General features: G+C 48.2%; 13 protein-coding genes. 10 read left to right on the plus strand and 3 right to left on the minus strand.

Annotated elements, in window-relative coordinates; all coding sequences use genetic code 11:
- Positions 1 to 250: 250 nt before the first annotated feature.
- Positions 251 to 1,546, minus strand: coding sequence for a copper amine oxidase N-terminal domain-containing protein (locus AC0YNW_RS09180; RefSeq protein ID WP_475831681.1), 1,296 nt, complete (start codon positions 1,544 to 1,546; stop codon positions 251 to 253).
- 232 nt (positions 1,547 to 1,778) lie between these two features.
- Here AC0YNW_RS09180 and AC0YNW_RS09185 point away from each other — a divergent pair, with 232 nt between their 5' ends.
- From AC0YNW_RS09185 to AC0YNW_RS09195, 3 genes are all read left to right on the plus strand, one after another.
- Positions 1,779 to 2,315 carry a P-loop nucleotide/nucleoside kinase family protein gene (locus AC0YNW_RS09185; protein ID WP_475831682.1) on the plus strand — a complete coding sequence of 179 codons (537 nt, stop codon included), beginning with the start codon at positions 1,779 to 1,781 and terminating at the stop codon, positions 2,313 to 2,315.
- A 269-nt stretch (positions 2,316 to 2,584) separates the two neighbouring features.
- The gene (locus AC0YNW_RS09190) at positions 2,585 to 3,094 is read left to right on the plus strand and encodes an endonuclease V (RefSeq protein ID WP_475831683.1); all 510 of its coding nucleotides are present in this window, start codon (positions 2,585 to 2,587) and stop codon (positions 3,092 to 3,094) included.
- Between the two features lie 18 nt (positions 3,095 to 3,112).
- Positions 3,113 to 4,123, plus strand: coding sequence for an SMI1/KNR4 family protein (locus AC0YNW_RS09195; protein ID WP_475831684.1), 1,011 nt, complete (start codon positions 3,113 to 3,115; stop codon positions 4,121 to 4,123).
- A gap of 5 nt (positions 4,124 to 4,128) precedes the next feature.
- On the opposite strand, the gene AC0YNW_RS09200 is transcribed toward AC0YNW_RS09195, so the two are convergent.
- Complete coding sequence (locus AC0YNW_RS09200; RefSeq protein WP_475831685.1) at positions 4,129 to 4,605, minus strand: hypothetical protein; 477 nt, start codon at positions 4,603 to 4,605, stop codon at positions 4,129 to 4,131.
- Between the two features lie 172 nt (positions 4,606 to 4,777).
- Here AC0YNW_RS09200 and AC0YNW_RS09205 point away from each other — a divergent pair, with 172 nt between their 5' ends.
- The 7 genes from AC0YNW_RS09205 (at position 4,778) to pyrH (ending at position 12,631) form a co-directional block, all read left to right on the plus strand.
- Positions 4,778 to 5,116, plus strand: a complete 339-nt coding sequence (locus AC0YNW_RS09205; protein WP_475831686.1) for a PadR family transcriptional regulator — start codon at positions 4,778 to 4,780, stop codon at positions 5,114 to 5,116.
- A 43-nt stretch (positions 5,117 to 5,159) separates the two neighbouring features.
- Positions 5,160 to 6,206 (plus strand): HAAS signaling domain-containing protein, encoded by a 1,047-nt coding sequence (locus tag AC0YNW_RS09210; RefSeq protein ID WP_475831687.1) that lies wholly within the window; start codon positions 5,160 to 5,162, stop codon positions 6,204 to 6,206.
- A 217-nt stretch (positions 6,207 to 6,423) separates the two neighbouring features.
- Positions 6,424 to 8,397, plus strand: a complete 1,974-nt coding sequence (locus tag AC0YNW_RS09215) for an AraC family transcriptional regulator (protein WP_475831688.1) — start codon at positions 6,424 to 6,426, stop codon at positions 8,395 to 8,397.
- Entirely contained in the window at positions 8,384 to 9,442 is a 1,059-nt protein-coding gene (locus AC0YNW_RS09220) for a FecCD family ABC transporter permease (protein ID WP_475831689.1), read from the plus strand. Before AC0YNW_RS09215 ends, AC0YNW_RS09220 begins: the two co-directional genes overlap by 14 nt.
- Entirely contained in the window at positions 9,439 to 10,446 is a 1,008-nt protein-coding gene (locus tag AC0YNW_RS09225; RefSeq protein WP_475831690.1) for a FecCD family ABC transporter permease, read from the plus strand. The genes AC0YNW_RS09220 and AC0YNW_RS09225 overlap by 4 nt, the downstream gene beginning before the upstream one ends.
- 126 nt (positions 10,447 to 10,572) lie before the next feature.
- Positions 10,573 to 11,709, plus strand: a complete 1,137-nt coding sequence (locus tag AC0YNW_RS09230; RefSeq protein WP_475831691.1) for a phosphotransferase — start codon at positions 10,573 to 10,575, stop codon at positions 11,707 to 11,709.
- A 178-nt stretch (positions 11,710 to 11,887) separates the two neighbouring features.
- A complete protein-coding gene (gene pyrH / locus AC0YNW_RS09235) occupies positions 11,888 to 12,631 on the plus strand; it encodes a UMP kinase (RefSeq protein ID WP_475831692.1) in 744 nt (247 codons plus the stop codon).
- Positions 12,632 to 12,681: 50 nt separating this feature from the next.
- Here the strand turns inward: pyrH and AC0YNW_RS09240 are convergent, their stop codons facing one another.
- Positions 12,682 to 14,118, minus strand: coding sequence for an MATE family efflux transporter (locus AC0YNW_RS09240; protein WP_475831693.1), 1,437 nt, complete (start codon positions 14,116 to 14,118; stop codon positions 12,682 to 12,684).
- Between the last annotated feature and the right edge of the window lie 8 nt (positions 14,119 to 14,126).

Consider the following 14,126-nt stretch of genomic DNA (forward strand, 5'->3'; position numbering starts at 1 on the left):
AGCCTCCTTAGTTTTGGTAACGCGGGATGGTCTCGAACCGCGACTGCCGATGCAGATAGCCACTATCATAACAGCTTTTCCTATTGGTGAAAAGTTAAATCTGCACCCAACCTTCTTACACACAGAGTGCCGTTAGGCTGACAGACTACTGGAATAGATCGTTATATGGAGATTATGGTGAAAAAGCCGAATACGGACCAAGTATCAAAAAAAACGCCCCCAGGAATGGAGGCGGCTTAATGCTGAACTTCTATTCATCTTTAGTATCGACATAGAAATTGTTATCACCAATCTGAATACTGCCCAGTTCTCCCCGGTTCTTATCCTCATGAAGGAAGAACAAGCGATTGGCAACTTTACCATCACTATAAGCAAGGACAATGGTATTGCCTGTAATACGGTATGATCCGGAAAGGTTTTTGCTGGAAGTACCCGTAGTCGTACCTCCCCCTTGGACAGTGCCGAGCATCAGACGGTTGCTTTTGAATGTGCCATCGGCATAAAAGGTAATTTTTTCAGTCCAGGAAGTTGAGCCGCCGGTAATGCCGATCAATCCCCAGTAACCTCTGTAGACATACTCTTTGGACAGCTTCAGATTATTGGTTGCTGTCTTCACCCGTGATAAGACGACATCGTCTATGACGAGGTTTCCATCTTCCTTACTAATGCTATAGGTATCACCATTGTCGAGTATCAATACATTATTCTTGATCGTATAGCTGCTGCAGTTGTCCTTCTTACAATCGATCGTCTCCGGCCCGCCATTGGGCGGTTCGCCGATTAATAACTTGCTGTTAGGCAGAAACGTGTACAGATCCCAGCAGATGCCACCGCAATCATAGCCACCATAATCTGATCTGAATCCATAGTACATCCCTTGCAGCTTGCTTAAATCAACCGTATCCGAAGCAGCAGGCTTGTATTCACCACTTCCCTTGGGAACAGGGGGGACCGTTACTGGTTTCACAGGCGCATTGGCTTCCTGCTCAGCCTCATACTCGGCTTTGATTCGTTCCAGTTCCTTATCAATTGCTGCTTGGACCTGTTCTTTCGACAAGCTGACGGAATCCAGGAAAGAGGTTGTATAAATCAAAATTTGGGGCTTATACGGATTCCAGGCGACCAGAGCATCGGTTGATTCGCTAACAAAGCGGATCGGTACCATCGTATGGCCATTCTGAATTTGGGGTGCTTGCAGCAGCGTGACGGAAGCTCCATTTACGGTGGCTTGAGTACTGCCAATTTTCAAAACAATGGCTAGACCATCCTTTGTCCCGGTCACGACCCGGTTCGCGCTGTCCCACTCAACGTCCATTCCCAATGCTTCAAATAAAGGGCGGAACTGAACAAGTGTGGTTCCATTGATTTTGAAAGGGTCTTTTTCGAACACAATCACTTTTTCATCCAGTTGAACTTGTATGGGGTTGGCAGTTGCTTCAGCGGCTGCGCGGCCTTGCCATGGGACGAGGGTAATTGCAATTACGAGCAACGCTATGATTCCCATCATAAGACGGGATACGCCAGCCGAGTGCTTGTAAGCTGTCATCGTCTTGATCAAGCCTCCTAATTGTACCGTTTTTTAAAAATATAAACGATATCGCTGCTTTGAAACAGAGCCATATGGAATAATTTAAAACATTCCATACTTTAGACCTGTTTATGGATACCATTGTAAACAGGTGTTGGATCCGGATACTCTAAGGTGACTGTTGTGCTGTTCAGCGATGGTATAATTAGGATATTTCGTATCGAGGCTAATCATTCGGAGGTGTGATGGAATGGTAGAGAAGCAGAGTATTGAAGATCTTATCCGTCGAGAAGGGGATCATGATGCTGCCTTAGTCATGTTAATGTGTGGGTTAGCTGGCTCTGGAAAAACGACCTTTTCTAAGGAGCTGGAAAAGCATGGCTTTATACGTCTTTCTATCGATGAGGAGGTCTGGTCTACCCATGGCCGATATGGAATTGATTATCCCGCTGAAAAATATAGGGAGTACTTGGATGAAGCGCATGAACGATTACGTAATAAGCTAATCGCGTTGATTCCAGATAAAAAACAGATTGTGGTCGACTCTAGTTTTTGGAATCGGTCTGACAGGGATGAATACAAGCGTCTTATTGAAAACGCTGGGGGGAAGTGGAGGCTCATTTTTTTGAAAGTACATCCAGATGAATTACGAGAGCGCCTTAAGATACGAAGCCAACGTTTTGATGCAAATGCAGCTTTTACGATAACGGAAGAAATATTAACAGCTTTTCTTAATGGGTTTGAAGAGCCAAGAGGTGAGGGGGAAATTGTAATCAAAAATGGATAAAAATTCTTCGAAATCGTTCGGAAAGTCAGCGACATTAATGAGATTATACGAATAAGCCTGTTTGCAAAAGGGGCAGTAGAAGGGGAAGCCTTTAACGATATAGTAATATACGACTGATTGAATATGTCGTCACAGGGCCGCCTGCTCTTGGCGATGTTTTGTTATGCGGCTTCTTTATCCTCCAGTTCTGCACAACAGAAAAAAATACCAGATGATATAATGGGAACATCTATAGCCTATAACGAGCATGAGGGAAGGAACCGCTAGTCATGATCATCGCTGTCGATGTGTATTATGAGGAACATAAAGCGAAATCAGTGGGGGTTATTTTTCAACATTGGGATGATGCCGAACCGCTCGAAGTCATCGTTTCTTATACAGATAACCCTCTCGAATACGAACCGGGTGCTTTCTATAAACGAGAGCTTCCTTGCATACAGGAGCTGTTGAAGCTTGCGGATTTAAACCAATTACAAGCTATTGTTGTGGATGGCTATGTGTACTTAAATGATGAGAAAAAGCCTGGGCTTGGACATCATGTCTACACCAACCTTTCAGGGAAAATTCCCGTGATCGGTGTGGCAAAAACCGCTTTTCACGGCAACGAAGCCTATGTTCAAAAAATTCACCGAGGCAACAGCTCCAAGCCGTTGTACATAACCGCTGTCGGTATGGAGTTGGGAGTTGCTGCCGCACACATACAGAGTATGTACGGAGCATACCGATTCCCGTATCTGCTGAAATTGCTGGATAAGCACACGAAGGAAGCCGGGATATAGTCAACAGGGGGATTCACGATGCCATTTTGGAAGAAAGAAACGCAAACGGATCGCGTCACAACCAAGCTGGAAAAGGCCAAGCGGAAAGATGAGGCTTTGTCGGTGTTTGGGGCATCCTCGCATAAGTACAAAGTCCATGAAAAGCTAAGCGCAAAAGAACTCGCGGACTGGGAAGCGAAAAGTGGGGTCACTCTTCCAGAGCCGTATAAGCAGTTTTTGACGCAAGTCGGAAATGGAGGAGCTGGACCATATTACGGCATTTATTCGTTAGAAAAAGCAGCTTCCTATACCGAAAGTCATGCACTCGCTGCAGCATGCATTCTACATCCTGGTATGACAAAAGAGAAATGGAACCAATTAATTGAGCCGCTGACAAGTGATGAGGACATTAGCGATGAGGAATATGACGCTGCCCGCGACAGGGTGCTGGGCGGCATGTTGTGCATTGGCACACAAGGCTGCGAATACGATATGTATCTCGTGCTCAATGGGGAATACAGAGGGAGAATCGTATACACGTCGGACTTTCATCCCGATCATCCCTTTTTCTTTGTCTATGAGGACAGCTTTCTGGATTGGTATGAGCGCTGGTTGGATGAAATGATTCTGGATTACGAAACCTCATGGTTTGGCAGCAAAATGCCGGGTGATGAGCAAGCGCTGATTCAGGTTTATCAAAATGCCTCGAACGAGGATACGCAATTAAAAGCACTGAATGGTATGTTCAAGTTTAAGAAAATCTCGCGGGCAGCTATAGTTTTTTTGAGAAATGTTGCGGAGCAAGGACAAGAGGACCGGCTCATAGCCATTCAATTAATTTGTAAAACCTCTTTTGAGGCTGGAAGAGGTCTTCTTCTCGAACTGCTGCATTCTGAAAGTAATGCGGATTTTCTAAAAGCGCTGCATGTTTTGAATGGGTACGGCAAATCTTCTGATCTCACGGAATTTAAAACTATAATTTCGCAGCGGTTGGACAGGGTGCACGACCCGGAAACGTTGCGTTATGCGGGGTATATATTGGAGCGATGACTCTCCTAAGAAGTTGTTGCCTTGCGAAGGCTGAATGGCCGAAATATAAACAAGATCAGATGCGGGGCAGCCGCTGTAAGCCGAGATTCTCGGCTTAGAGGCCCGCCCGCTGAGTAAGCCGCAGCTGTAAGCCGAGATTCTCGGCTTAGAGGCCCGCCCGCTGAGTAAGCCGCAGTTGTAAGCCGAATTTCTCGGCTTGGAGGCCCGCCCGGCGCGTGAGCCGCAGCTGTAAGCCGAGTTTCTCGGCTTGGAGGCCCGCCCGGCGCGTGAGTCGTAGCTGCAAGCCGAATTTCTCGGCTTGGAGGCCCGCCCGGCGCGTGAGCCGCAGCTGTAAGCCGAATTTCTCGGCTTGGAGGCCCGCCCGGCGCGTGAGCCGCAGCTGTAAGCCGAGTTTCTCGGCTTAGAGGCCCGCCGGCTGAGTGAGCCGCAGCTGTAAGCCGAATTTCTCGGCTTAGAGGCCTGCCCGGCGCGTGTTCAATCACTATAAAATTCACCGCTGCATGGGCCAGAGGCCTTTGGCGGTGTTTTTTTTGTATTAGAACGTTCGGAGATACAAAATATAATGAAGTTCCATACATATATGTACATCTCATTATATAGGACTATTTACAATAGTGTACGACACACAGTATAATGAAATCAGGAGTTGATCATATGGCAGAAGTGGAAGAAGTATTGAGCGGTCTGCTGCAGGAGCTTCGTCGAGGTACGCTTATCATTAGCGTATTAAGTCAGCTGTCTGAACCGCAATACGGTTACTCGCTAGTTGCGATGCTGGAGTCCAAGGGGATTACGATTGATCCGGGAACCTTGTATCCGCTATTGCGCAGGCTTGAGAAGCAGGGACTTCTTAAGAGCGAGTGGGATACGCAGGAGACAAGGCCGCGGAAATATTATTTGCTTAGCCCGATGGGGACAGAGGTTTACGACCAGCTTTGCAAGGAATGGAGAACGATGGTGGCCAATATGGATCGACTAATCGGTACAGACTGAGGCAGGCCATAATTGGGGGATATACGGCGAAGGGGGAAGGCATATGGAGTTGGTACTAAGGTATGTGCATGCTGTAATAAGCAAACTGCCGGTTGAGCAGCGGGACGACATTGAGAAGGAGCTGCGCGGGCTGATCGAGGATATGCTGGAGGAGAGGACGGGGCATGACAGCGGATCGGCAGACACCGCTGAGATTGAAGCGGTGCTGCTTGAGCTGGGTCCGCCGGCAGAGTTGGCAGCCAAGTACAGCGGACGCAGTCGTTATTTGATTGGTCCAGGGTTATTTGACAGCTATGTGCGAGTGTTGAAGGTTGTTGGCATGGCGATTGTTATAGCGATGAGCGTTGTATGGGTCATTGATATGCTTCAACCGCAACCGACTGGCGGCAACCCAGTCACGGCATTCAGCAACATCTTTACCAGGTGGATTGGTCCGATCATTGAAGCGGGCATACAGGGATTTGTCTGGGTGACGGTTATCTTTGCTTTGCTGGAGTACAAGGGGGTTAAGGATGCTGCGGCGTTGGCTTCAGGGACAAAAAAGTCTTGGCAGCCATCCGATCTGCCGCCGATCCCAAATTCGGAGCTGCAGATCAAAAAATCCGATCCCATTGTCAGCATTATCTTTACCGTGCTGTTTACCGCTATTTTTATTAGCTTGCCTGAATGGATCGGTGTACACATTTCACATTTTGATGAATACTATCATGTTCCAGTCTTTAATGTTGAAATATTAAAGGCCTATGCTCCGCTAATATGGGGCAGCGCAGCCCTTATGGTACTGAAGGGAATTTTGAAGCTCGTAGCGGGAAAATGGTCGAAAGCTCTAATTGTTTATCACATCATCATTAGTGTGCTTGTCTTTATAGCGGCTTTGATCATATTCGCTGACAGTACGATCTGGAATGGACAATTTGTGCATCAGTTGCAAGAGATTGCCCGGCAAATGACGGACGGCAAAGACTTTGGCTCCGTCCTGTCGGTTTGGAATAACGTAACCGCTAATGTTATTTATTTCATCGTTTTGTTTTTTCTTATCGACCTTGCACTGCTTCTTTACAAAGCTTATAAGCTTAGATCGTATTTGTAACGTATTCATATGTGCACGGATTACATCGCCACAAGGGCTGCGCCTTTGGCGATGTTTTTTGTGCGCAGAAGTCATTTTATTGCAGGAAAGACCCGACTGCGATTGACAAAAAAGAGAACCTGCCTAATACTAAGGGATATCATTGATAATCATTATCAACTAAGGAAAGTGGAATAGCCTGGTTGGATGGTGTAGTAGATCGGAGTGGAATGAAAAAATGAAGCTGGAAGATCATATAGCCGCATGGAATCACGCAGCTGTTAAAGTGCTGGATATTCGGCATGCTGTTATGAATCCAGGGGACAAGCTGCATGAGTATATCCTCCCGGCAAGCGGGTTTATTTATGGCGTGCGCGGTTCGGCCAGTCTGCGTCTGGGCGGCATAGAGTATGAAGCTGACCGTCATTATATCCTGCATGGCGGCAAAGGTATGCGCCTCGACATCGAGGCTAAGGAGATATTTGAATATTTTCTGCTATTCTACAGGGCCTCTCTGCCAGGAAGAAAGGATATAGCAAGGCTCATGGAACGCAGCAATCCATTTCGGATGCAATATGGTTTCGAGCCATCGGAGCCATTGGCGCTGCAATATCATCTGATTGCCATGGAGCAGATTTGGACACAGGCGAGTCAACTGGAGCGAATCCAGATCAAAGGTTTGTTCTACCAATTCATTCACGAGTTGATGAAGCAGCTCGCAAACGGCGAAGGGAATACTCGGAAACCGGATGTCATCCAGCAGGTTGAGCGCTACATCCAAGAGCATTATCGAGAGAACCTGTCATTGGATTCGCTAGCGGAGCAATTCAATTACAGCCCTGGCCATTTGTCGATGCGGTTCAAGGGGCAGACAGGATCGAGTCTAATTGAATATTTGATACGTTGCCGACTTCATTATGCAGAAGAGCTGTTGCGGGGGACCGATGCCTCACTTCGGGATATTGCAGCAGAAGTTGGATACACGGATGTCTATTACTTTAGCCGCATGTTCCGAAAATATATGGGGCAGTCTCCCATTCGGTATCGGAAGACAAGCAGAGGGCAGAGCGCGTCTGCGAATCGTCCATTCAGCATATTGGGATCCTCCATTGGCGGAAGCGTACCCCCTCGATATAATGTTATTGATCATGATAATCATTATCAAAACAAACTAATCGGAGGGTCTTCACCAATGCAAATAACCAAAAAATCAAGTTTTATTTTAGCCATGATGCTCAGTCTTACTTTATTATTGAGTGCTTGCGGATCAGCCAATACGGGCTCTAATACAATTGCGTCCAATAATCCAAAACCATCCGTAACATCGTCAGCACCAGCCAGTACGTCGTCCGCAGAGGGGAATGCCAATAATGAAAACGCGACGAGAACAATATCTACCCTTAAAGGCGATATTGTTGTTCCGGCCAATCCGGAGCGGGTTGTCGTTCTATATATGCAAGGGGATCTCATCGCACTTGGCATCAAGCCGGTAGGCACTTCTGATGTTTATGCGGGGGCAGCCTTTGCCGGAGCTCTTGAGGGGATTGAAGATCTGGGCATATGGTTTGAGCCTAATCCGGAGGAAGTCATGGCGCTCAAGCCTGATTTGATCCTGGCCCCTTCCGAGGATACGTATGAGAAGCTGAAGGACATTGCACCAACGGTGTTAATTCCATTCGACAAGATGTCGACTGATGACCGTGTGATGATGATTGGCCAAGTATTTGGCAAGGAGCAGGAGGCCAAAGCGCTGCTGGACAATTTCCACGCGAAAGTGGAAGAGAGCAAGAAGAAGCTTGATGAGCAGGGTATCCTGGGTAAGACCGTAACCATTATCGAGGGCGGCAAGAAGGAAATGTCGGTCATAGAGAGCAAGCTGTATGGACGGGGCTCTCAAATTATCTATGAATATCTGGAGCTAAAGGCGCCGGAGATTATACAGAAAAAGATAGATTCGTCCACTGTGGCGACAGGCAACTCCGTTTCCTTGGAAGTGCTCTCTGATTATATAGGCGACTTTGTATTCCGCTCGGTATGGGATGGGGCAGATGACTTGTCGAACAACCCGGTCTGGAACAGTATCCCGGCTATTAAGGAAGGCAGATTGATCGAGATTGGATTTGATTTCTCGTATTACTCCGATATCTACTCCCTGGATAAACAGCTAGATTTCATCGTTGAGAAGTTGCTGGAAGCCAATGGGAAGAACTAAGGAAAATAGAAGCCTGGACGACAGGGAAGCCGTTATCCGTCCTGTAGGCGGCAGGCCGTACTTTGGTTTGTTTATGGTAATGGGGGTGCTGTTGCTGCTGCTTGCGGCAGCAGCTTCTATTTCTTATGGCGCTGCTCGCATGAGCTTGGCAACAGCTTGGACTGCCGTGTTCCATTTTGACCCTAATTTAACGGAGCATCAAATCATTCAGTCTCTTCGTATTCCACGAACGTCGGCAGATATTATTGCTGGCATGTGCTTGGCGGTAGCTGGGGCCGTCATGCAGGGTTATACGCGAAACCCGCTAGCTGACTCGGGATTGATGGGCGTAAATGCAGGAGCGGCTTTTGCTATGGCCATTGCCCTTGCCTTTATGCCAGGTCAATTACAAACGGCCACCTTGCTCATTAGCTTCGTTGGTGCAGGGCTGGGGGCAGGACTGACTTATCTTGCTGTTTCGATGAGCCGCCGGGGGATGACACCCCAACGTCTTGTACTGGCAGGGATGTCGATTACCATGCTGTTTGGTGCTCTAGGTACATTTATATCTCTGAATTATGGAATTGGACATGCCCTTGCTTACTGGACATCGGGGAGCGTGGCAGGAGCGACATGGATGGAAATCAAACTCGTGATACCGTGGGTCTTAGGCGGTCTTGGACTAGCGCTATTTATCGCGCGATCCATCACCATGTTGAGCTTGGGCGAGGAAATCGCAAAGGGCTTCGGGCAACGCATCGGTCTTGTGAAACTGCTGGCAACGCTTGCGGTGCTCTTGCTTGCAGGGGTGTCTGTTGCATTGGTGGGTCCTATTGGTTTTGTGGGACTAATCGTACCCCATATGATGCGTTTTTTTGTTGGCGTGGATTATCGCTATATTATTCCGGCGTCGGCCATTTATGGAGGCGTGCTTATGGTTGTGGCGGATCTTGCGGGCAGGATCATTAATCGTCCGTCTGAGACAGCGCTCGGCATTATCTTTGCCATTGTTGGCGTTCCCTTCTTCTTGCTGATTGCCAGCAGAGAGAGGAGGGCCTTCAAATGATCATGTTTCGAGCTTACAAAGCGAGACTGCTGATTCTATTGCTTCTCGTTCTTCTTGCCGCCGGAGCCATTCTCAGTCTTAATATGGGGAAAATGTCACTGCGTCCGATGGAAGTGCTTCAGGTGCTGCTGGGACAAGGCCCAGAGGATCATCAGCTCGTCGTCTATAAGTTCCGTCTTCCTCGAATTGTATTGGCCGCTATTGTAGGCTTCGGGATGGCCTTGGCAGGGTCTGTCATGCAAGCATTGCTGCGCAATGATCTGGCCGATCCCGGTATGCTTGGCATCAGCGCAGGCTCTGGTCTTATGGTGTTGGTATTTATTACAACAATAGGAATTCAAGGCGCTGCTATAGCTTTCCTTCTGCCCTTAATGGCATTTGGCGGCGGCTTGCTGGCGGCAGTCCTGATTTACGTGCTGGCTTACAGAAGAAATCGTATACTGTCCTCTACGCGATTAGTGCTAACCGGTGTTGCCATTAATGTAGGCTTAAGCGCACTGACGTTATTTTTAACGTTAAAGCTTGATAGTGACAAGTATGATTTCGCCCAGAGATGGCAAGCAGGTTACTTATGGGGTGACAAATGGTCCTATATCAGCTTATTGGCCCCTTGGGTGTTGTTGCTGTTTGTGTTGATCATTGCCCATGCCAAAACATTAAATACGCTTGTACTCGGCAACGAGATTTCAACAAGCTTAGGGGTTGCTGTTAAGCGGAAATTTTTATTGCTGGCAATTGCGGCTGTGGCAATTGCTTCGGGCTGCGTAGCACTCGGAGGATCGATCTTCTTTATTGGACTCATTAGTCCGCATATGGCGCGCAAGCTGGTTGGTCCCGACTATAAGGTGCTTCTGCCAACTTCGGCGCTAATTGGTGCACTATTGCTGCTGGCAGCGGATACGATTGCCCGCACGGTCAGCTTTAAGGCGGATATTCCGGCAGGTATTATTGTGACCATGCTGAGTGTGCCGTATTTTCTATACTTGTTGATGCGTTCAAAGTAAAGGGTACGGAAGATACATCGTCAAGAGGCGTGGCCCCTTAGGCGATGTATTTTTTTGCGAGGAAGGAATCGAGGGCCATTTCAACTAATCTTAAATAGATATGGTTTGAAGAAATGGGGCCAGTATATGACAATGTCCGTGAACTCGCTTGTTATTGATCCTGCCTGCATACAGTCACAATTGCAACAAATTGCACCTATAGAAATTCGTCAGCTCATCTCATGGAGCTGCAGTCCGCTTGGAGACAGCAAAGAAGAAAGCTCGGTCTATCGGGTGTCTTGCACAGTCCAGCTCTATGACGATAACAGGAGGGACTATTCTCTAATTCTGAAACTAGCAAAGCCTGACTCCATGCGGAATGAGGCTGATCACTACTACTATTGGAAGCGTGAAGCGTTAGTGTACCAATCCGGGATACTGAGCCAGCTGCCCGAAGGGATAAGAGCGCCTCGATGCTATGCGGTCGAAGAGCAAGCTGACGGGGAGGTGAGAGTCTGGCTTGAAGATATTCCTGTCGAAACCTTACAGAAGGATTGGTCCCTGGCTCACATGTGCAAAACTTTCTATCTGCTAGGAAAGTTCAATGGCGCGTATTTGGCAGGCACTTCTCTCCCGACGGATGGGTTCCTATGCCGCGCATGGATGCGTTCTTGGGTAGAAGTGTGTACGGCTTATGCGAAACCCGTGGAAGAGCAGCAAGTGATTTGGGATTCTAATTTGGATGAGCTGAGCGGCAACAACGAGCTGTGGGAGCAATATCTGAACAACAGAAGCCGAGCAAGCAGCTTGCTGGAGACGCTAGAGCAATTGCCCCGTGTATTGGCCCATCAAGACGTGCATTGGGACAACATCTTTTTGGAAAAACGAAATGGGGATGACTCACTCGTCGCGATCGATTGGCAGTTTGCCAGTATATCCGGCGTAGGTGAAGAGCTGGGCCGGATGTTTGGGTATGCGTTATTAAAGAAGAAGATTCCCGTTGACCAAGCGGAGAAATATAAAGAAGAGCTATTTTTGAGTTATGTGCAAGGGCTAAGAGCCGCAGGGTGGGAGGGAGACTCCAGACTGGCTCGTTTCGGCTTTATGGTGGCCGCATCACTCAGATATATTCTGGTTACGGATAAGCTGCTGCGTGGCTTGGAAGAAGGCAATAGCATGAATGAAGAATCCAATGAGAGCCATCTGGAAGCTGTCACACAAGAGCTTCTTCACATGGCAGAGGAAGCTTGGAGTATACGAAGTGAAATAACGGGTTGCATTTAACGCCCGCGCAGGATAGAATAGGTTGAATTTATTTACTGGAAGGAGTGGAAATATGAGGCGGAAGCGGAAGGTTCACAATCCGAACGTAATGACCATTCCATTTCATATTTTCGTTCCATGGAGACACTAAAGCATTTATTGCTTTAGTGTTTTTTTATTCTGCGCGGAGGTGTATAAGGTGACGATGTACAAAAGGGTTCTGATTAAGCTAAGCGGCGGGGCAGTGGCTGGGAGCACGGAATTTGGATTCGAGCCTGTGCGGCTGGACCACATTGCGGACGAAATAATGTCCGTGGTCAATTTGGGGGTTGAAGTGTCATTGGTGATTGGCGGCGGCAATATCTTCCGTGGCAATATGGCGGAAAGCTGGGGCATCGATAGAGCGGAAGCCGACAACATCGGAACGCTGGCCACGGTCATTAACAGCCTGATGCTCCGAGGCGTACTGAAAGCCAAAACGGACAAAGAAGTCCGCGTCATGACGGCCATCCCGATTACATCGGTGGCAGAGCCCTACATCCGGCTAAGAGCCATGCACCATCTGGAGAAAGGTTATATTGTTATTTTTGCAGGAGGAAACGGGCAGCCCTATGTAACTACAGACTATCCCTCCGTTCAGAGAGCCATTGAAGTTTCTTGCGATGCTCTGCTAGTAGCCAAACAAGGCGTAGACGGAGTGCTGAGCGCAGACCCGCGGCTGGATAAAGGAGCCAAGAAATTCAAATCACTTCATTACAACGATGTCCTGAAGCATAATTTGAAGGTCATGGATCAGTCGGCATTCATCTTAGCCAGAGACTACAATCTGCCTATGCATGTATTCAACTTCGACAAGCCTGGCTCCATGAAAGAGATTTGTGAAGGCAATCATGGGATCGGTACGATCATTAGCGGCCAATCGGTGTTGGAATACGAGGGATAGGCGATATTAACGAATTAGCCGTCAAGGATGACTTCTTAATAGATCAGGAGTCATCCTTTTCTTGTCGGGTTCATTGAAAGAGTTGCCTCGCTTGTTGAACGCGGCTGATTTATGGATGGCTCGACCAAATCATGCTGCCAGCGAAGTGATCGATAGCGGAAATATCCTATAATGGTCTTGATGACTTCCTCCGTCAAATACAGCGCATATACGAATTCGATCGGCCATTTCCATACCCCCGCGCCAATAAAGGTGATGGGCAGTCCGACAAGCCAAGTCGAACCCAGAACAAGCTTCATCGAATAACGAGTATCTCCACCGCTGCGGAAGACGCCGACGATCCAGATATTGTTGACGAATATGAATACCATCAGGCAAGAAAAGATGCGAATGATGTTAATGGCCTGCCTATTCAAAGGCGCACCGAACTGAAACAGACCCACGATGTGCGGCGCCGTAATGAATAAAAGAGTGCCGATGACCACAGCCAACAGAATGCCGATCCGGGTAAACCGTCGGGCGAAGGTCTGCGCGAGCTCCCGCTGGCGCCGGCCGATTTGCTCGCCGATCATGACGCCTGCCGCTTGGGCGAAACCCGCCACAGCGGCGAATACAAAGATGCTGACCACTTTGGAGATTTGAATAACAGCGAGCGCCGTCGCGCCAAGCAATCCGAAAGCGATCATGTAGATTGCCGTGCCGAGTCCCCAGAGCGCCTCGTGCGCGATGATCGGCATCGTCAGCTTGAACACTGCTCTGGTGAGCGTCCGGTCAATCGTCACAGGCTTGCGCAGGGATACCGCGACTTCTCTTCGTTTCGTATAGACGTAAGCAACGATCAAAATCATTAATAATAGCTTCCCGATCAATGTAGCAAGGGCTGCTCCTTGAATGCCGAGGGCGGGAAATCCAAAATGTCCGTAGATGAGCGGATAATTGAGCAGTGTGTTCAGCAACAGGCAGGACGTCGTCATATACATGACGGCTTTGACGTCCCCTATGCTTTTTAGGCTCATCGCGAACGCGGTAGAAACGGCAGATGCGATATACCCGTAGCTCACGATGGCAACAAACGAAGAAGTCAACTTTAACAACTCCATATCCTGGCTAAACGGTATGAACAGATAGGGCGAACCTAGTGTCAGCAGCACGAAAAAGACGATCCCGATCGCGAGTCCAGCGTACAGACATAAGCCTGCCAATCCGTTAATCGTTCTATAATCCCTCTGGCCGTAATATTGCATCATGAAGATCGAGGGTCCGCTCAGAACACCGGCCAAGATCAATCCAAGCATCATGTCGAACTGGCCTGCAATGCCTAGCGCGGCTACTTCCTTGTCCCCCAACCCTGCCACCATCAAGGTGTCGATCAAGACAAAAGACGATGTAAACATAAATTGCAGCGTCAAGGGAAAAGCAAGCTGGGCAAGCCTGCGATAAAAGTTATCTTTTAGTTTTATGCTCCATCTGTCTTGAATTGCAGACACTTCCATTC

The sequence above is a fragment of the Paenibacillus sp. J31R120 genome (assembly GCF_056269225.1).